This window comes from Streptomyces sp. NPDC043870 (assembly GCF_056435785.1).
The window spans coordinates 77,053-95,755 of sequence record NZ_JBWKDT010000015.1; the positions used below are offsets into that span (position 1 = coordinate 77,053).

General features: G+C 72.3%; 15 protein-coding genes and 2 pseudogenes. 7 read left to right on the plus strand and 10 right to left on the minus strand.

Features of this window, described 5'->3' with window-relative positions:
• Positions 1-87 precede the first annotated feature (87 nt).
• Positions 88-882 (plus strand): MerR family transcriptional regulator, encoded by a 795-nt coding sequence (locus tag AC0699_RS20130; protein ID WP_478661944.1) that lies wholly within the window; start codon positions 88-90, stop codon positions 880-882.
• Positions 879-1,703 (plus strand): hypothetical protein, encoded by an 825-nt coding sequence (locus tag AC0699_RS20135; RefSeq protein WP_478661947.1) that lies wholly within the window; start codon positions 879-881, stop codon positions 1,701-1,703. Before AC0699_RS20130 ends, AC0699_RS20135 begins: the two co-directional genes overlap by 4 nt.
• Here AC0699_RS20135 and AC0699_RS20140 read toward each other — a convergent pair.
• Entirely contained in the window at positions 1,654-3,096 is a 1,443-nt protein-coding gene (locus AC0699_RS20140; RefSeq protein ID WP_478661950.1) for an RNB domain-containing ribonuclease, read from the minus strand. The two genes, AC0699_RS20135 and AC0699_RS20140, sit on opposite strands and share 50 nt — an antisense overlap.
• Positions 3,097-3,268: 172 nt before the next feature.
• On the opposite strand from AC0699_RS20140, the gene yaaA reads away from it, so the two are divergent.
• Entirely contained in the window at positions 3,269-4,069 is an 801-nt protein-coding gene (gene yaaA, locus AC0699_RS20145; RefSeq protein ID WP_478661952.1) for a peroxide stress protein YaaA, read from the plus strand.
• A gap of 63 nt (positions 4,070-4,132) precedes the next feature.
• Complete coding sequence (gene eda, locus AC0699_RS20150) at positions 4,133-4,753, plus strand: bifunctional 4-hydroxy-2-oxoglutarate aldolase/2-dehydro-3-deoxy-phosphogluconate aldolase (protein WP_478661956.1); 621 nt, start codon at positions 4,133-4,135, stop codon at positions 4,751-4,753.
• A 497-nt stretch (positions 4,754-5,250) separates the two neighbouring features.
• Here eda and AC0699_RS20155 read toward each other — a convergent pair whose 3' ends face one another.
• The 4 genes and pseudogenes from AC0699_RS20155 to AC0699_RS20170 form a co-directional block, all read right to left on the minus strand.
• Positions 5,251-6,627, minus strand: a complete 1,377-nt coding sequence (locus AC0699_RS20155; RefSeq protein WP_478661959.1) for a bifunctional RNase H/acid phosphatase — start codon at positions 6,625-6,627, stop codon at positions 5,251-5,253.
• Entirely contained in the window at positions 6,627-7,370 is a 744-nt protein-coding gene (locus AC0699_RS20160; RefSeq protein WP_478662137.1) for a zinc ribbon domain-containing protein, read from the minus strand. The genes AC0699_RS20155 and AC0699_RS20160 overlap by 1 nt, the downstream gene beginning before the upstream one ends.
• Positions 7,367-8,197: a Nif3-like dinuclear metal center hexameric protein gene (locus AC0699_RS20165; RefSeq protein ID WP_478661963.1), complete on the minus strand. Its 831-nt coding sequence runs from the start codon at positions 8,195-8,197 to the stop codon at positions 7,367-7,369. Before AC0699_RS20165 ends, AC0699_RS20160 begins: the two co-directional genes overlap by 4 nt.
• Before the next feature lie 134 nt (positions 8,198-8,331).
• Positions 8,332-8,934, minus strand: a pseudogene (locus AC0699_RS20170) (ABC transporter substrate-binding protein); the annotation flags it as partial.
• 144 nt (positions 8,935-9,078) lie between these two features.
• Here AC0699_RS20170 and AC0699_RS20175 point away from each other — a divergent pair.
• Positions 9,079-10,269, plus strand: a complete 1,191-nt coding sequence (locus tag AC0699_RS20175; RefSeq protein WP_478661965.1) for a hypothetical protein — start codon at positions 9,079-9,081, stop codon at positions 10,267-10,269.
• A 374-nt stretch (positions 10,270-10,643) separates the two neighbouring features.
• Here AC0699_RS20175 and AC0699_RS20180 read toward each other — a convergent pair whose 3' ends face one another.
• The 3 genes from AC0699_RS20180 to AC0699_RS20190 are packed head-to-tail and all read right to left on the minus strand — an operon-like array spanning position 10,644 to position 13,579.
• Positions 10,644-11,585, minus strand: a complete 942-nt coding sequence (locus AC0699_RS20180) for a 3-oxoacyl-ACP reductase (RefSeq protein WP_478661967.1) — start codon at positions 11,583-11,585, stop codon at positions 10,644-10,646.
• 19 nt (positions 11,586-11,604) lie between these two features.
• The gene (locus AC0699_RS20185) at positions 11,605-12,681 is read right to left on the minus strand and encodes a Zn-dependent alcohol dehydrogenase (RefSeq protein ID WP_478661969.1); all 1,077 of its coding nucleotides are present in this window, start codon (positions 12,679-12,681) and stop codon (positions 11,605-11,607) included.
• Between the two features lie 43 nt (positions 12,682-12,724).
• Positions 12,725-13,579: a MaoC/PaaZ C-terminal domain-containing protein gene (locus tag AC0699_RS20190; protein WP_478661972.1), complete on the minus strand. Its 855-nt coding sequence runs from the start codon at positions 13,577-13,579 to the stop codon at positions 12,725-12,727.
• 405 nt (positions 13,580-13,984) lie between these two features.
• Between AC0699_RS20190 and AC0699_RS20195 the strand changes: the two genes are divergently transcribed.
• Positions 13,985-14,617, plus strand: a complete 633-nt coding sequence (locus tag AC0699_RS20195) for a response regulator transcription factor (RefSeq protein WP_478662139.1) — start codon at positions 13,985-13,987, stop codon at positions 14,615-14,617.
• Between the two features lie 29 nt (positions 14,618-14,646).
• Here the strand turns inward: AC0699_RS20195 and AC0699_RS20200 are convergent.
• Positions 14,647-16,088 (minus strand): annotated as a pseudogene (locus AC0699_RS20200) (MFS transporter).
• Between the two features lie 102 nt (positions 16,089-16,190).
• Between AC0699_RS20200 and AC0699_RS20205 the strand changes: the two are divergent.
• Positions 16,191-17,423 (plus strand): vanadium-dependent haloperoxidase, encoded by a 1,233-nt coding sequence (locus tag AC0699_RS20205; protein ID WP_478661975.1) that lies wholly within the window; start codon positions 16,191-16,193, stop codon positions 17,421-17,423.
• A gap of 81 nt (positions 17,424-17,504) precedes the next feature.
• Here AC0699_RS20205 and AC0699_RS20210 read toward each other — a convergent pair whose 3' ends face one another.
• Positions 17,505-18,695, minus strand: a complete 1,191-nt coding sequence (locus AC0699_RS20210; protein WP_478661977.1) for a lipid-transfer protein — start codon at positions 18,693-18,695, stop codon at positions 17,505-17,507.
• Between the last annotated feature and the right edge of the window lie 8 nt (positions 18,696-18,703).

The following is an 18,703-nucleotide window of genomic DNA, read 5'->3' on the forward strand; positions in this document are numbered from 1 at the left end:
CACACGATCATCGGGCCCGGGGGCGTTCGCCACCGAGTCGGCAGGCTCGCTTGACCTTGCCGCAGCGTCAGGGTTTCTACTGAGGCCATGCGGATCGGAGAGATCGCCGCACTCGTCGGGGTCACCCCGCGGGCCGTGCGGCACTACCACCACCAGGGCCTGCTGCCCGAGCCCGTGCGGCGGGCCAACGGCTACCGGGACTACTCCGTGCGGGACGCCGTGCTGCTCGCGCGGATCCGGCGGCTGACCGAGCTCGGGCTCGGGCTCGACGAGGTCAGGGACGTGCTCGCCGACGACGCCGGGCGGGACCTCGTCGAGGTGCTGGAGGAGCTGGAGGAGGATCTCGCCCGGCAGCAGGAGCAGATCGCGGAGCGGCGCCGGCGGCTCGGGATGCTGCTGGAACAGGCACGGGACGGACGGCTGACGGCCGAAGGACCCGTGTCGGCCGAGCTGGCCGCGCTCTTCGCAACGATCGCCGAGGCCGAGGCCGCCGCCGGGGCGACCGCGTCCGGGTCCGCCATGGCCGCGAAGGACCGGGAACTGCTCGCCCTGCTGGACAGCGTCGCACCCGCGGCCGAGCGTGAGCGGCTGCTCGGCGCCATGCGGCGGATGACCGAGGCGCCGGGCGCGGCGGAGCGGGCGTACGAGGTGTACGGGCTGCTCGACGCGCTCGCGGACAAGGAGACCGGCACGGACGACCCGCGGGTCCAGGAGGCCGCGCAGGCGCTGGCCGCCTCCATGCCGGACGAGGTCGTGGAGGGGCTCGGTACCGGCACACTGCCCGAAAGCGCCCTCCTGGACGCGTTCTTCGCCGACTTCTCCCCCGCCCAGGCCGCCGCCGTACGCCGCGCGCTGCGCATCGTCGCGGAGCGTGCCCGGTGAAGCGGCTGATCCGAGGTCTCAGAGGCGTCGCCTACGCCGTGATACCCGGTGAAGTGGCGCTCGCAGTCTGTCTGGTGACGGGCGTACGGCCGCCCACGGCCGTCGTCACCGCCGCCGAGGCGGCCATGCTGCTCCTGCTCCTCGCCGAGGCCGCCGTCTTCGTACGGCTGCGCAGGCAGGGCCGCAGCACCCGCGAAGCCGTGGGCGAGCTGGTGCCCGAGCCGGTGCTCCGGCTCATGGGGCACGAGCTGCGGCTGATGTGGAGCGTCGTCCTGTGGGCGGCGCGCCGCCGCCACGGCGTCGGCCCCGGCGACCGGTCCTTCGGGTACGCCCGTGACCAGGCCGCCGTCCTCTTCGGCTTCGGCTTCGTCTGTGTCGTCGAGACCGTCGGGATGTCGTACCTGCTGAGTTCCTGGCCGGTCGTGCACGGGATCGTGCTCGTCCTCGACGTGTACACCGTCTTCTTCGTCATCGGGCTGTACGCGGCTTCCGCCACCCGCCCGCACACCCTGTCCGCGGACACCCTGCGGCTGCGCCAGGCCGCCCATGTCGACCTGCGGATCCCGCTCGACCGGATCGCGTCCGTCTCGTACGAGCTGCTCTTCACGCACCCCAAGCAGGACGGCGTCCTCGATCTGGACGTCGGCGCGCAGACGTCCCTCACCCTGAAGCTGGCGGAGCCCGTCACGGCCGTGGGGCTGCTCGGGAAGGAGCGTCAGGTGCACACCGTCCGCTGCCACGCCGACGACGCCCGGGCCCTCCTGCGCGCCCTCACGCAGGCGCGAACCGCACTTTCGCCGCCCCCGGGTCAGCCTGCATGAGCCGTACCCGCAGCGCCTCGCCCAGCGGGAGTTCCGCCCCGCCGCCCTCGATCGGGGCGACTACCGCCGGGTCCTGCAACTGGACGGTGCCGACGTCCGGTTCGTGGTCCTTCACGTCGACCACGAAGGCGTCGAAGAGTTCGCCGATCCGTCCGCTCAGCAGGGCCGCCTCGACGATGTCGACGCACTCGCGCTCGACGGTGTTGGCGCGCCGCGCCCCGTCGGCCATCTCGTTCGGCAGCGCCTCCAGGGCCTCCCGCACCCAGCCGGGCGGCTCCTCCCCGGCCACGGCCGCCACGCACAGCTCGCCCGCGTACCGGTCGACGAGCCGGCGCAGCGGGGCGGTGCAGTGCGTGTACGCGTCGGCGACGGCGGCGTGGATCGCGGGGTCGGGAATCCGGCCGCCGCTGAACGCGGTGTAGCCGGCGCCGCGCAGCAGCGTCGTGCACTCCTGCAGGAAGGCGGCGTGGCGGTGGTCCGACGGGTCGAGGGAGCGCACGACCCCCGCGTACGAGACATGGTGCGGCCAGTCGATGTGCAGGGCCTTCGCGGTGCGACGCAGCCGGGCCACGGCGCCGTCCGGGGCGGTCGGCAGGGTCCGCAGGATGCCGGTGCCGGCCGCAGTCATGAGATCGGCCGCGGCCATGCCCGTCAGAAGGGAGATCTGGGCGTTCCAGGCGTCCGCCGGGAGCGGGGCGCGGAATTCGAGGCTGTACGCGTGGTCGCGCTGGACGATCTCCTGCTCGGGGACGTTGAGGGAGATCCCGCCCCGCTCGACCTCCAGCCTCTCGCGCAACAGCCCGATGTCCTTGAGCAGCGCGAGCGGCTCCTCGGCGGTGCCCGCATTGATCTGCCGCTGCACCCCCGCGTAGTCGAGCTTGGCGCGGCTGCGCACCAGGGCACGGCGGACGTCCGTCGCGACCGTGGCCCCGTCCTCGTCGAGGTCGATCGTCCACAGCAGCGCCGGACGCGTCCGGTCCGGCAGCAGGCTCGCCGCGCCCTCGGAGAGCACCACCGGGTGCAGCGGAACCTTCTCGTCCGGGAAGTAGAGCGTCAGCGCCCGCCGGTGGACCTCGGCGTCGAGCGCGCCGCCGGGCGTCACGAACGCCGCGACATCGGCGATCGCGTAGCTCACCCGGAAGCCGCCGCCCCGGCGGCGGCCCAGATGCATCGCCTGGTCCAGGTCTGTGGAGGCCGGCGGGTCGATCGTGAAGAACGGAATGTCCGTAGCATCCCGCTCCGGCAGCCGCGGCTCCCGCGCCGCCCGTTCCGCCTCCTCGAGCGCCTCGGCCGGGAAGCCCTCCGGTACGTCGAGCGCCGTACGCAGCGCACGCAGGGCGGCGGCGAGCGAAGCCTCGGCTGCGCAGATCACGTGCAGATGGCGGCGGGGCATGTGCCGAGCGTATGGCGGGCGGAACGGGGCGGCGACCCGGGCCGGGCGGTCCCCCGCCCCGCACCCCCGGGCCCGGCGCCCCGGTGGACAGCGGCGGGGCGGGGCCGTCGGCCCGACTACCCTGGCGCGGGGGCCGCACCCCCTTTCCGTACGTACGTAGAGGAGAACCGCCGTGCTCGTGCTGTTGCCGCCGTCGGAAGGTAAAGCCGCTTCCGGACGCGGGGCGCCGCTCAAGCCGGAGTCGCTCTCGCTGCCCGGGCTGGCCGAGGCGCGGGCAGCGGTGCTCGACGAACTCGTCGAGCTGTGCCTGGGGGACGAGGAGAAGGCCCGCGAGGTGCTCGGGCTGAGCGAGGGGCTCAGCGGCGAGCTCACGAAGAACGCGGAGCTGCGGACCGCCGGGGCGCGTCCGGCCGGGGAGATCTACACCGGGGTCCTGTACGACGCGCTGGGGCTGGCCACGCTCGACCCGGCGGCCCGCAAGCGGGCGCGGCGGTCGCTGCTGGTCTTCTCCGGGCTGTGGGGCGCGGTCCGCGTCGACGACCGGATCCCGTCGTACCGCTGCTCGATGGGCGTGAAGCTGCCTGGACTCGGGGCGCTCGGCGCGTACTGGCGTACGCCGATGGCGTCGGCGCTGCCCGAGGCGGCCGGGGACGGGCTCGTCCTGGACCTCCGGTCCTCGGCGTACGCGTCGGCATGGCGCCCGAAGGGCGAGGTCGCGGACCGCACGGCGACCGTGCGGGTGCTCCATTCGCAGATCGTCGACGGCGTCGAGAAGCGTTCGGTCGTCTCCCACTTCAACAAGGCGACGAAGGGCCGGATGGTCCGCAGCCTGCTGGAGGCGGGAGCGGCGCCGAAGGGGCCGGCCGAGCTGGTGGAAGCGCTGCGGGACCTCGGATACACGGTGGAGGCGCAGGCCCCGGCGAGGGCCGGGAAGGCGTGGTCGCTCGACGTGGTGGTGACCGAGATCCACTGATCGAACGTTGCACAGAGCGCAACACTCGTTGCTCAGGGCGATCGGCTTGGGCAGGATGACCGCATGGCCTCCGTGCTCGACCTCGCCCCCGTCGTCCCCGTCGTCGTCCTCGACGACGCCGCCGACGCCGTACCTCTCGCGCGGGCCCTCGTCGCGGGCGGCCTGCCGGCGATCGAGGTGACCCTGCGCACGCCGGCCGCGCTCGACGCGATCCGCGCGATCGCGGACGCGGTACCGGACGCGGTGGTCGGCGCGGGCACCGTCATCTCGCGGCGGGGCGTGACCGACGCGGTGGCCGCGGGCGCACGCTTTCTCGTCAGTCCCGGCTGGACCGATGCGCTGCTGGACGCGATGAGGTCGTCCGGCCTGCCGTTCCTGCCGGGGGTGTCGACGACGTCGGAGGTCGTGGCGCTGCTGGAGCGCGGAGTGCACGAGATGAAGTTCTTCCCCGCGGAGGCGGCGGGCGGCATCGCCTACCTCAAGTCCCTTGCGGGGCCGCTGCCCCGGGCCCGCTTCTGCCCGACCGGCGGTGTCTCGCTCGCGTCGGCGCCGGCGTATCTGGGGCTGCCGAACGTGGGGTGTGTGGGTGGCACGTGGATGCTGCCGGGGGACGCGGTCGCGGCGCGGGACTGGTCGCGTGTGGAGTCCCTTGCCCGCGAGGCGTCGTCCTTGCGGGGCTCCTGATCCCACTGGGGCTGCGCCACAGCCCCCTCCGGGCGAACGGTTCACGGGGGCTGACGCCCCCCGCGGCAACCGGACCCGGGCCGAACCGGAACCCACCACCCACGACCCGCAGTCGGCGGACGGTCCGGGGCGGGGCCGTGCAGGGTCGGCCCCGCAGGGACCGGCGGAAGTACCGGGTGCTCCCGCGGTACCGGGCAACCCGCCGGTCCCGAGGAGTCGAGCCCGGAGGGGCCCCGCCCCACCACCCACCGGCACACCCCGAGCCCGTCCGGCGATTGAGGACGGACACACCGGACGCCGCCACGGCACCGGCCACACCGCCACCGCACCCCCACCACCCACCGGCAACAGCCACACCAAGCCCGTCCGGCGCTTGAGGACGGACACACCGGACGCCGCCACGGCACCGGCCACACCGACACCGCACCCCCGCCGGAGGCGCACCGGGCACACCGACACCGCGCACCCGCCGCCGGCCCCCGCCGGAAAGCGCCCCGTCAGCGCAGGTGCGACGTGTCGTTCAAGAGGCGCAAGGACGCGTTGCCGTCCGCGTAGTACGAGACCGCCGACAGCGACGCCGCGTCGAGCTCCATGCGGAACAGGGCCTCCGGCGGCGCCCCCAGGGCCAGCCTGACCAGTTGCTTGATCGGTGTCACGTGGGTGACCAGGAGGACCGTACGGCCGCGGTACTCCTCCATCAGCCGGTCACGCGCCGCCGACACCCGCCGGGCCACCGTCGCGAAGCTCTCGCCGCCGCCCGTGGGCGCGGCCTTCGGGGAGGCGAGCCACGCGTCCAGGTCGTCCGGATACCGTTCCCGTACCTCGCCGAACGTCAGGCCCTCCCAGGCGCCGAAGTGCGCCTCTCGCAGACCGTCGTCCACCCGGACGTCGAGCCCGAGGCGCGCGGCCACGGCCCCGGCCGTCTGCAGGCAGCGCCGCATCGGGGAGGCGACGATCGCCTGGATCTTGCCGCGCGCGGCGAGCGCCGTCGCGGCCGCCTCCGCCTGGCGCAGACCGGCGTCGGAGAGCTCCGGGTCGGTGCCCCCGCTGCCCGAGAACCGCTTCTGGGGCGTCAGCGGCGTCTCACCGTGCCGCAGCAGCACGAACGTGGCGGGCGGGCCCACGTCCGCGGGCCCCCAGCCCACGGCCGGGGCTTCCTCAGCCGCATCGGCCGGTGCCACACGTCCCTGTCCCGCATCGGCCGCTGCCACACGTCCCTGTCCCGCATCGGCCGCTGCCACACGTCCCGCACCGGCCGGTGTCACGCCTCCCTGTGCCACGACGGCTGCGGACGCGTCCCGGCCCGGAGCGGCCACAGCCGTACCCCCGCCGCGGCCGGCCGCCGCGGCGGACAGCGCCGCACGCGCCTTCGCCGCGCCCGCCGCCGCATCGCCCACGGCCCGCGCCGCGCGCTGGTCCTCGGCGAGCGCCGCCCGCGACGCGGAGGGCTCCCACTGCTTGCCCTTCTTGCCCGCGTCCATCGCCTCGTTCGCGAGCCGGTCCGCGTGCTTGTTCTGCTCGCGCGGGATCCACTCGTACGTGACCTGCCCGAGCGGGAGGATCCGCCCGGCCTCCGCCGCGAGCGGCTTCATGTCGGGATGTTTGATCTTCCAGCGGCCCGACATCTGCTCGACGACGAGCTTGGAGTCCATCCGGACGCGGATCCTGGCGTCCGGAGCGAGTTCCTTCGCCGCCTTCAGGCCTGCGACCAGTCCGCGGTACTCGGCGACGTTGTTCGTCGCGACGCCGATGTACTCCGCCCGCTCCGCGAGCGTCTCCCCCGTCGCCGGGTCGAGGACGACCGCGCCGTAGCCCGCGGGGCCCGGGTTGCCCCGGGAGCCGCCGTCGGCCTCGACGATCAGTTCGCGAGCCATCAGAGGCCGGACTCCGACGTACGGACCAGGATGCGGCGGCAGTTCTCGCACCGCAGGACGGCGTCGGCGGCAGCCGCCCGTACCTCGTTCAGCTCGGTGATGTTGAGCTCGATGTGACAGCCCTCGCAGCGGCGCTGGTACAGCCGGGCCGCGCCCACGCCGCCCTGCTGCTCGCGGAGCTTCTCGTACAGCTTCATCAGGTCCGCGGGGACGGACCCGGCGATGACCTCGCGTTCCTTGGAGACGCTCGCGGACTCGCCGTCGAGCTCCTCGCTCGCCGCGTCCCGGCGCGCGGTCGCGTCGTCGACCTTCGCCTGGACGGAGGCGACCCGGCCGGTCAGCTCGGAGACACGTTCCTGCGCGGACTCACGGCGCTCCATGACCTCCAGGACGACGTCCTCGAGGTCGCCCTGGCGCTTGGCGAGCGAGACGATCTCGTGCTGGAGGCTCTCCAGGTCCTTCGGGGACGTGATGGCACCCGAGTCGAGACGCTGCTGGTCGCGGGCGGCGCGCTGGCGCACCTGGTCGACGTCCTGCTCGGCCTTGGTCTGCTCGCGGGCGCAGTCGCTCTCCTCCGTCTGCGCGGCGACGAGCAGGTCGCGCAGCTGCGTGAGGTCCTTGTTCAGCGACTCGATCTCGGCGTGCTCGGGCAGGCTCCTGCGCTTGTGCGCGATCTGCGACAGGCGTACGTCGAGTGCCTGGACGTCGAGGAGTCGGATCTGGTCGGCGGGCGCGGCGTTCAGTTGGGGGCTCCAGAGGTGTGGTGGGAGGACCAGGGGTCGGTGACCGTCTTCGAGACATGGACCCGCAGGTCCCAGCCGTGACGGTCGGAAATCTCGTCGAGCTGGGCGGCGGCCTGCTCGCACCAGGGCCATTCCGTGGCCCAGTGGGCGGCGTCGACCAGACCCAACGGGGCGGAAGAAAGAGACGCGGTCTGCGTGGCCTCCGAGACGGGATGGTGGCGCAGGTCCGCGGTGAGGAAGGCGTCCACGCCCGCGGCTCGTACGGCGTCGAAGAGGCTGTCGCCGGAGCCGCCGCTGACCGCGACCCGCCGGACTACGGCGTCGGGGTCGCCCGCCAGCCGGATGCCCTGTGCGGTGGCGAGCAGTCGCTGCGCGGCGCGGTCGGCGAACTCCCGCAGGGACAGCGGATGGTCGAGCTCGCAGATCCGGCCCAGGCCGGTCTCCGGTACGAGGGGGGCGACGACCCGCAGGTCGAGCGCGCCGGCGAGGGCGTCGGAGACACCCGGGTCGGCGGTGTCGGCGTTCGTGTGCGCGACGTGCAGCGCGATGTCGTGCTTGATGAGCGTGTGCACGACCCGGCCCTTGAAGTGGGAGGCGGCGACCGTCGTCGTACCGCGCAGATAGAGCGGGTGGTGGGTGACGATCAGGTCCGCGCCGAGGGCGACCGCCTCGTCGGCGATCTCCTGGACCGGGTCGACGGCGAACAGGACACGCGCGACCTCGGCGCCGGGCTCGCCGCAGACCGTGCCGACGGCGTCCCACTCTTCGGCCCTCTCGGGCGGCCAGAGGACGTCGAGCGCGGCAGTGACTTCAGAGAGACGGGGCACGCAGCAAAGGCTACCTGGCTGTCCATTGCGCCTGAACCGGCGCCGCTCGGGCGGAGGGCGCGGCGCCGGCTGCGGCGGTCACGCCCGGACCCGGCGAGAGAGCCCCGGTGCGCGACGGCACCAGGGCTCGCCTCCTACTTGACCAGGTATCCGCGCAGGTCGTCCAGGACCTCGCCGGCGGCGGTCACGCCCAGACCCAGGCACCAGGTCTCGTCCGGAACGTCCTTGGCCCGGCCGCCCTTGACCGCCTTCAGGTTCTTCCAGAGCGGGTTGGCCCGGGCGGTGTCACGCTTGGTCTTCGTCGGGTCGCCGTAAACGCCGGTGAAGATCCAGTCGGCGTCCGCCTCGTCGGCCTTCTCCGCGCTGATCTCCGAGGCCAGGTCGTTGACCTGCTGGTTCTTGGGCCGCGGCAGTCCGGCGTCGTCGAGGACGGTGCCGATGAAGGCGGCCTTGGCGTACAGGCGGATCTTGTCCGGTATGTAGCGGACCAGGGAGACGGTCGGCTTGGCGCGGTTGTTGATCGTGCCGACGCTCTTGGGGCTGCCGGCGTCCTTCTTCAGGCACGACGGGATGCCGTCGTCGCCCTCGGCGGGGGCGTAGCCGACGGGCTTCACGCCGAGCGAGACGACGTTGTCGAGCTCGCCGACGTCGAGGACCACGACGCGCTGGGGAGCGGCCTTCCCCTCGGTGGTGCCCATGGCGTGGGTGACGGTGCGCGAGAACTGGCCGGGCTCGGCGAGCTGCCGCCTCGCGCAGCACAGCGCCCCCCTCGGCCTCAGGCGAATCGGGAAATGGCCACCCTTATGTGTGAAGTGAGCACGCTCGCGCCGTTCGGCTGGTAGTGCGAAAACTAGCTTCGGTGGCCGGGAGGTGACCATCCGATGACAGCGTGTGCCATTGAGGCGGCCCCGGAGGGTGATACCGGCCGGCACGTACCGCACGTACCGCACGTACCGCACGTACCGCGTGCGGCGCTCACGGTCAGCGGGGACGGCTGCTACGCGGCGCGTCTCGCGGGTGAGGGAGACGCCCGGTTCGTCGAGCGGTGGACGCTCGACGGGCCCGAGCCGTACGCGGTGCCGCTGCCGCTCGGCCAGCCGGAGGAGCCCGACGCGCAGGTGGCGCCGCTGGCCGACGGGCGGGTGCTGATACACCGCAGGGTGGCGGACCGGCGGACGTTCTCCCTGCTGTATCCCACCGGGCCGGGTACCGGCGAACTGCCGCTCGGCGCGGTCGAGTCCACGGCGCTGCGGCTGCTCCCGCCGTCGCCGAACGGTACGTGCGTGTACGCACTGGCGCCCGGTGAGCGTTCGACGACGGTGTGGCTGGTGGCGGGCGGGGCGTCCGGCCCCGAGCGGGTCGCGGAGGTGCCGGGCCGCTGTTCGGGCGGGGTGTGGCTGGACCGTACGGGCCGGATGCTCGCCGTGGACCGGGAGTCGGACGGGATCACCAAGGCGGTGGTGGTCGACCTGGAGCGGCGCGGGGAGGTGACGCCGCTGCTGCAGATCACGGAGGACAGCAACGACCGGCTGCTGCTCGCGGACGCCGAGAGCGGACTGCTGCTGATCCGGTCGGACGCGGCGGGCCACGACCGGCTGGGCTGGGGGGTGCTCGGAAGTGTGCGGCCGGTGCGGTTTCCCGAATGCCTGCGCCTGGCCGACGCGGCGGTCACACCGTTCGCGATCCAGCCGGGGCAGGTGCTGATGCCGGAGAGCTGTGCGGTGGGGCTGCGGATCGACGCGGCGGCGGGCAGCTGGGTGGGGGTGTGGCGCCCCGCGGGCCGCCGGCTGCAGCAACTTTCCGCTCCGGAGGGGTGGTTGACGGGGTCAGGGCTGTGGACCCGGGACGGCGTGCTGCAACTGCCGTACGCGACAGGTGCGGTGCCGTGCGGGGTGGCTCGGCTGGAGCCCCCGGCGGATGAGCCACTCCCCGACGTGCCTGCCGCGATCACAGAACCGGCACAACCGGAATGCGCAGGTGGGGAACCGTCCGGGGGTGTCGGGGGTCCTGCTGTGTGCAGGCCCGTGCCGTTGCAGGAGGCACCCCTCACCGGGCGTACGGCACGCGGTTAGACTCTGCGGCCGGGGGCTGCGCAGCCGCATCGTACGGATGCCGACGGTGACGTGACTGCTCGCCTTGCGACGAAATCAGCGATCTCAACGGGGTGAACTTCCCACATGTCTGAAGCCCGAACCGACACGACCCAGGCGCGTCCGCAGGGGGCGGCCGCGAACCAGGCCGCAGCCGGCGGAGCCGGAAAGCACCGAGGCGGTGCGGCGGCGACGGAGGACTCGACGTCTCCCGCCCACGGCCGGCACCGCCGCCCTGGGGGTGGCGGGCAGTAGACCCGTCCTCAATTGCCGGAGGGGCTCCTTTGGAGCCCCTCCGGCGTTTGAAGACACGGCCCAGCCCCGCTTCACGCCCGCTGCAGCCCCGCTTCAGGGCTTCAGGCCCGCTTCAGGCCCAGGACCTCCGCCGCGGCGAAGGTTTCGTCCGGGGGGCGGGACTTGTAGTACGGGGAGAGGGCGCCGTCCAGCTCCTCGAAGGAGAACGTGTCCTTCGCCGAGTCGAACTTGGCGGCCACCCGCGGCCGTTCGACGACCGCCACCATGCCTCCGTGGACGACCAGGAGCTGGCCGTTGACGCGGGCCGCCGCCGGGGACGCCAGATAGCCGACCAGGGGGGAGACATGCTCGGGGGCGAGCGGGTCGAGTTCGCCGTCGGACGGCACGCCGAAGCCTGCGAAGACGTCCTCCGTCATACGGGTACGAGCCCGCGGGCAGATGGCGTTGGCCGTGACGCCGTACTTGGCCAGGGCCAGCGCCGTCGACGTCGTCAGGCCGACGATGCCGCCCTTCGCGGCCGCGTAGTTCGGCTGGCCCGCCGAGCCCGCCAGGAACGCCTCCGACGATGTGTTGATGACACGCCCGTAGACGGGCGCACCCGCCGCCTTGGATCGTTCGCGCCAGTGGACCGACGCGAAGTGGGTCGTGTTGAAGTGGCCCTTGAGGTGGACCCGGATCACCGAGTCCCACTCGTCCTCGCTCATGGAGAAGACCATCCGGTCCCGCAGGATGCCCGCGTTGTTGACCAGGATGTCCAGCTTTCCGTACGTGTCGATCGCCAGGTCGACGAGGGCTCGTGCCGAAGCGAAGTCGGAGACGTCGCCGAGCTGGGCCACCGCCTGGCCGCCCGCCGCGCGGATCTCCGCCGCGACCTCCTCCGCGGGCGTTGCGGACGCCTCGCCGGAACCGTCGCGGCCGGGCTGACCGTAGTCGTTGACGACGACGCTCGCGCCGAGCCGGGCCAGCTCCAGTGCCTCGGCGCGGCCGAGACCGCGGCCCGCGCCCGTGACGATCGCGGACAGGCCCTCAAGTGGGAGTGACATCCGGGTCCCTTCGGCTCGATCAGATCTCGATGCAGGTGCGCAGCGCCTCGCCGGTGCGCATCTGGGTCAGTGCCTCGTTGATCTCGGGGAGCTGTACGCGGTGCGTGATCAGCGACGCCAGGTCGACCCGGCCGGCCCGCCACAGCGCGATCGCCCGTTCGTACGAGCGGAGCACGCCCCCGCCCCCGTACATCGACGGCAGGATCCGCTTCTCGTCGAAGAACAGCTCGAACATGTTGAGCTGCAGGAAGTCGTCCATCGCGCCCGCGCCGACGATGCACAGCGTGCCGCCGCGCCGCGTCGTCTCGTACGCCGTCCTGGCCGTGGCCGACTTGCCGACGACCTCGAAGACGTAGTCGAAGCCTTCGCCGCCGGTGATGCGCTGCTTGGCGTCGGCGAGTTCGTCCGGGGAGACGGCCTCGGTCGCGCCGAAGGACAGCGCCGCCTCGCGCCGCGGAGCCACCGGGTCGACGGCGACGATCTGTGCCGCGCCCTGCACCCGGGCGCCCTGGATCGTGGAGATGCCGACGCCGCCGCATCCGATGACGGCGACCGACGAACCGGCCTCCACCTTCGCCGTGTTGACGGCCGCGCCGATTCCCGTCGTCACCCCGCAGCCGATGAGTGCAGCGATCTCGAAGGGCACATCGTCCGGTATCGGCACGGCGCAGCCCGCGTCGACCACGACCTCCTCCGCGAACGTGCCCGTACCGGCGAAGCCGAAGACGTCACCGCCGGGGCGTTTGAAGTTGGGCGTGCCGGCGTTCATGAGGCCGGCCAGGCAGAGCTGGCTCTGGCCGCGTTTGCAGGACGGACAGGACCCGCAGGCCGGGAGCCAGCACATCAGCACCCGGTCGCCGGGCTTGACCGCGGTCACTCCGTCGCCGACGTCGAGGATCTCCCCGGCCCCCTCGTGGCCGGGGACGAAGGGCGCGGGCTGCGGCAGCACACCGCTCATCGCGGAGAGGTCCGAGTGGCACAGCCCGGTCGCCCTCATCCGGATCTTCACCTTGCCGGGGCCGAAGCCCGCCGCCTCGACGTCGTCGAGGACGTCGAGCTTGTCCTGGCCGATCTCGTGCAGTACGGCTGCGCGCATGGTGCGGCTCCCTTCAGGAGGCTTCCACTCAGGAGGTTTCGGCTCACGCGATTTCGACGATGGTGTCGGCGAGCACCGGGGCGTCGTCCCTCTCGACGGCCGTCACCGACACCTGGACCGTGCTGTCCTGCTGCCACATCCGGATGCGCAGGGTCTCGCCCGGGAACACCACCCCGGCGAAGCGTGTGGCGTACGAGCGGACGCGGGCGACGTCGCCGCCGAGGAGCGTGTCGACGACCGTCTTGAGCGTCATGCCGTACGAGCAGAGCCCGTGCAGGATCGGCCGGTCGAAGCCCGCGAGCTCGGCGAACTCCGGGTCGGCGTGCAGCGGGTTCCAGTCGCCGGAGAGACGGTAGAGGAGCGCCTGGTCCTCACGGATCGCCCGCTCGACGACCTTGTCGGGCTCGCGGTCCGGCTGCTCCACCCGCACGGACGGCCCGCGTTCGCCTCCGAAGCCGCCCTCGCCGCGTACGAAGATCTGCGCGTCGCTGGTCCACAGCGGACCGTCGTCGTCGGCCGCCGCCGAGCGCAGTACGAGGATCGCCGCCTTGCCCTTGTCGTACACGGCGGCGACGCGCGAGGTGCTGACGGCCCGGCCCTTGACCGGGATCGGGCGGTGCACCTCGACCCGCTGGCCGCCGTGCAGCACGGCGGCGAGGTCGACGTCGATGCCGGGGGCGGAGAGCCCGCCGACGACGCCCATGCCGGCGCCCGCGACGGTGGCGAAGCTGGGCAGCACATGGAGCCGGGACTCGAGGGTGTAGCGCAGCTCGTCGGGGTCGGTCGCCGGGACGCCCGCCCCGAGGCCGAGGTGGTAGAGCTGGATGTCCTTGTGGTCCCAGGTGATCTCGGCACTGCGCGGCTCGGCCGCGATCGCCTTGGCGGCATCGATGGGCATGGGGATGCTGCTCCTTGGTTCCTTGGCTCACTGTGGAGTGGAAGACCTCGGTGCGGCCGTCCGCACCGTCGGCCGCACCGAGGCCGTACGGGACCGACCGCTCCCCGCGTCCGTTCTAGAACGCGTTCTAGGCCGGTTGGACCCTATGTATAACGCACCCCCCACGACTTGTGAAGACTCCTGACGCAACGTCAGATCACCGTGTCCCGGCGTCCACGCAGGACATTTGTCACTGCCACGAGCCCGACTCCGGCGCCGTACGCCTCTTCGACGACACCCCCGCGGCGGACGTCCGCTCCGGGCGCGCCGGCGCACCCGGCAGTGCTGGCGGCGGTGGTCCCGGTGACCAGGCCGGTTGCCCGCGCCCGGTGGGTGGTTCGGCCATATCCTTGAGCGGTGGACGAAATGCCCCGGGATCACCGCCCCGCCAAGTCCGTCAGGGTCCTCCTCGCCGAGGACCAGGGCATGATGCACGGCGCGCTCGCGCTGCTGCTCGGGATGGAGGAGGACATCGAGGTGGTCTCGCAGGTGACCGCCGGGGACGAGATCGTGCGGGCCGCGCAGTTGGCGCGGCCCGACGTGGCGCTGCTGGACATCGAACTGCCCGGCCGCAGTGGTCTGGACGCCGCCGCGGAGTTGCGGGACGAGGTGCCCGACTGCCGGGTGCTGATTCTGACGACGTCCGGGCGGCCCGGGTACCTGCGGCGGGCGATGGAGGCAGGGGCCGCCGGGTTCCTCGTCAAGGACGGGCCCGTGGACGAGCTCGCGGAGGCGATCCGGGCCGTTCTGCGTGGTGAGACGGTCATCGATCCCGCGCTCGCGGCGGCGGCACTGAGCGCGGGGCCGAACCCCCTGACGCCGTGTGAGCGGGATGTGCTGAACGCGGCGGTGGACGGGGCGAGGGTCGCCGACATCGCCGCGAAGGTGCATCTGTCGGAGTCGACGGTGAGCAACTACCTCTCGGCGGCGATCGGCAAGACCGGGACCCGCAGCCGGATGGAAGCGGTCCGCGCGGCCCGCCGCCAGGGCTGGCTGTGACCGGGGGGCTCCGTCCCCGCCCCCGTACCTCAGCGCATGCGGCGGTCCTTCGGCAGCCAGAGGAGCATCAGCAGCACCCCGCCCAGCAGGATTCCTGTGCCGGACCTGAACGCCAGCGCGTATCCGGCCGTCAGGGCCTCCGGATCCGTCGCCCCGCCCGTCCGGGCCGTCGCGACCGTCGACAGGACGGCTAGCCCGAGCGCACCGCCCATCACCCGTGAGGTGTTGATCAGCCCGGAGACAAGGCCCGCGTCGCCCGGTGCGGCCCCCGAGGTGGCGAGAGCCGCGAGCGGCGTTCCCCCCAATCCGGCGCCCGCCATCATCACGATGCCGGGCAGCATGATCGTGGTCACGTACGAGCCGTGCGCGTCCATCGTGGACTGCCAGCCGAAGCCGGCCGCGGACACCAGCACCCCGAGGGCGGCGACGTTGCGGGCGCCGGCGACGGGCATCAGCCGCGGGGCGAGCTTGAACCGAGGACCACGGCGAGCGAGCTGGGCATCAGCGCGAGCCCGGCCTCCAGCGGCGTGTAGCCGAGGACGTTCTGGGCGTAGAGCGTCATGAAGTACCACATGCAGAACATGGCGGCGCCGCAGCTGAACATCGCCGCGTTCGCCGCGGACACCGACCGCATCCGGAACAGCTTCAGCGGCATCAGCGGCGTCTTCGCCCGCGACTCGACCGCGAGGAAGGCACCGAGCAGCACGAGTCCGGCGCCCAGTGGCACCAGGGTCGCGGGGGCGGTCCAGCCCTCCTGTTCGGTCTGCACGATGCCGTACGCGAGCGTCGCGAGACCCGCCGTGACGAGTACGGCGCCGGGCAGATCGAGCCGGCGCCCCTCCCCGCCGCGGCTCTCCGTCAGCCACCACATGCCCAGTACCAGCACCAGCGCGCCGACGGGCACATTGATCAGCAGTGTCCAGCGCCAGGAGAGGGAGTCGGTCAGCGCCCCGCCGACCAGCCCGCCGGCGGCGCCGCCGCCCGCACCGACCGCGGTCCAGGTGGCGATGGCCCGTGCCCGGGCCGGCCCCTCCGGCACGGCGGAGGTGAGCAGCGCCAGCGTCGAGGGGGCGAGCACGGCCGCACCCAGCCCCTGCCCGGCGCGCGCGGCGAGCAACTGCCAGCCTTCCTGGGCGAGCCCGCCCGCGAGCGATGCGGCGGTGAAGAGCCCGAGCCCCACCAGGAACATCCGCTTCCGCCCGAACAGGTCTCCGGCCCGCCCGCCGAGCAGCATGAACCCGGCGAAGGCGATCGAGTACGCGTTGACCACCCACTGCAGCCCGACGGCACTGAGCCCCAGATCGGCCCGCATGGAAGGCAGTGCCGTGTTGACGACGGACACGTCGAGGACGACGAGGAACTGCCCGGCGCAGGCGGCCAGTACGACCGCCCACATACGTGCGGCCGGGCGGTCCGGTGCCGATATCCGGGGGTCTGCTGTGTCTGACGGGGCTGAGGCCATGACCGTCATGCTCTCAGGCACCTGACAGCCCGTACATCCGGATTTCGGCGTAAGGTCCGCGGGACCGGGGTCCTAGGACTCCGCGCCCACCAAACTCTCCAGGGCCGGGCGATGGTCCACGCGGCGATCTACAACGCCGAGAGCGCCTATCAGTACACGTACGGAACCCTGAAGTACGAGCCGTACCTCAACCAGCCGATCAAGTACGCCGACAGACATTCGCGGCCGCGTCCGCACGAAGAGGAGCAGCTGATCGACCGCACGGCGTACCGGATGATCTCGCAGCTGTTCCCCAAAGATCAGGCCTACATCGACGCCCAGTACAGGGCCCGGACCGGCCGCTCCCCCCACTCCTACGATCGCCTCGACCGCGTGGTCGACCGGGTGGTGAGGCAGATCAACAAATCCCGGGAGGGCGACGGTTCGGACAACCCGGCGGTCTACGACGGCGACACCACCACACCTGGAGCCTGGCGGCCGACGGGTGAAGAGGCGACGCCTGATGAAGGAGCCTGCAAGCAGCCGAGCGACGCGGATACCCCGAACTGGGGCAAGGTGAGGCCGTTCGTGCTCCGCTCCGGCTCGCGGTTCCGGCCTCCCACCCTGCGAGGCTTCACTTCCTACGCCGATCTGCTGGCCAGCCCGGAGTACGCGGCCCAGCTCGACGAGGTGCGACGGGTCGGTGCCGTCGACTCCACCGAGCGCACCTTCGAGCAGACCGTCATCGGCTGGTTCTGGGACCATGACCTGAACGGCACCTACCACCCCCCGGGGCAACTGCTCGAGCTGACCGGGATCGTCGCCAGGAAGTTCAAGCTCGACACGTACCAGACCACCCACTTGTTCGCACTGTCGGCGCTGTCGTTGGCGGATGCCGGGATCACCGCCTGGGACAGCAAGTTCGACTCCCCGATCAACGAGTGGCGCCCGGTGTCCGCGATCCAGGCGACGGGCGGCGCGAACGCGACCTGGCAGCCTCTCAGCGCGGACCGCGAAGGGACACCGTTCACCCCGTGCTTCCCCGCCTGGACCTCCGGGCACGCCAACTTCACGGCTGCGTGGGCAAGCGCGATGAAGCATTTCTTCGGTCGTGACGACGTCTCGTTCATCGCACGCTCCGAGGACCCGCACACCATCGAGGAGTACCGCCGGATGAACAGCTTCAGCCAGGTCGCCGAGGAGGGCAAGCTGAGCCGACTCTGGCTGGGCGTGCACTTCCGCTGGGACGCCGAGGACGGGACCATGATCGGTACCAACGTCGGCGACTACGTGTTCGCCAACGCGCTGCGGCCGACACGACCGGGCCGTCCGCATCACCCGCATCACCATCCGCATCAGCAGTAAAGCGACCCCCTGGCCCACACTCCTCAAAGTCCCGTCCGGCCGGCGGATCTTGCTGGGCTCGCATGATCCACCGGCCGGGGTCTAGGACTTCCGCAGTACGGTGACGACCGCGGCGCCGCCGAGTCCGATGTTGTGCGCGAGTCCGGTCCTGGCACCCGGGACCTGGCGCGCCCCCGCCTCGCCACGCAGCTGCCAGGTCAGCTCCGCGGCCTGGGCCAGTCCTGTCGCGCCCAGTGGATGCCCCTTGGAGATCAGCCCGCCGGACGGATTGACCACCCACCGGCCGCCGTACGTCGTCGCCCCGGAGTCGACGAGCTTCCCGGACTCGCCGTCCGCGCACATGCCGAGCGCCTCGTACGTCAGCAGCTCGTTGACGGAGAAGCAGTCGTGCAGCTCGATGACGTCGATGTCGTCGATGCCGAGGCCGGACGCCTCGTACGCCTGCCGCGCCGCCGCCCGTGACATGGGCCTGCCCACGACGTCGATGCAGGAGCCGGAGTCGAAGGAGTCGGCGGTGTCGGTGGTCATGGCCTGCCCGGCGATCTCCACGGCCTTGCCGTGGAGGCCGTGCTCGACGACGAAGCGTTCGGAGACGACGACGGCCGCGGCGGCACCGTCGGAGGTGGGCGAGCACTGGAGCTTGGTGAGCGGCTGGTGGATGGGTCTGGCGGCCAGGATCTCGTCCACCTCGTAGACGTCCCGGAACTGGGCTTTGGGGTTGCCGGCCGAGTGCCGGTGGTTCTTGGCGGCGACCGCGGCGAGCTGCCGTGGGGTCGTCCCGTACCGTTCCATGTGCTCGCGGGCCGCGTTGCCGAAGATCTGGGCGGTCGGCGGGGTCATCTCGAAGCCGTGAGCGGCGGCCATGATCCCGTAATGCCGGGCCACGGGCGAGACCTTGAAGTCTCCCCCGTCGGCTCCGCCCCCGAGCGCGCCCTTCTTCATCTTCTCGAAGCCCAGCGCGAGGACGCAGTCGCTCAGGCCGCCCGCGACGAACTGACGGGCCATCATCAGGGCCGTCGAGCCGGTCGCGCAGTTGTTGTTGACGTTGTAGACGGGGACTCCGGTGAGGCCGAGTTCGTACGCGGCGCGCTGGCCGGCCGTGGAGGCCTGGAAGCAGTAGCCGACAGGGACTTGCTGGACGAGGTCGTACGGGATCCCGGCGTCGGCGAGGGCGGCGCCGCCCGCCTCCTTGGCCATGTCCCAGTACTGCCAGTCGCGTGACTCGGGCTTCTCGAACTTCGTCATGCCGACACCGACGATGTAGGTCTTCACCGGACGGA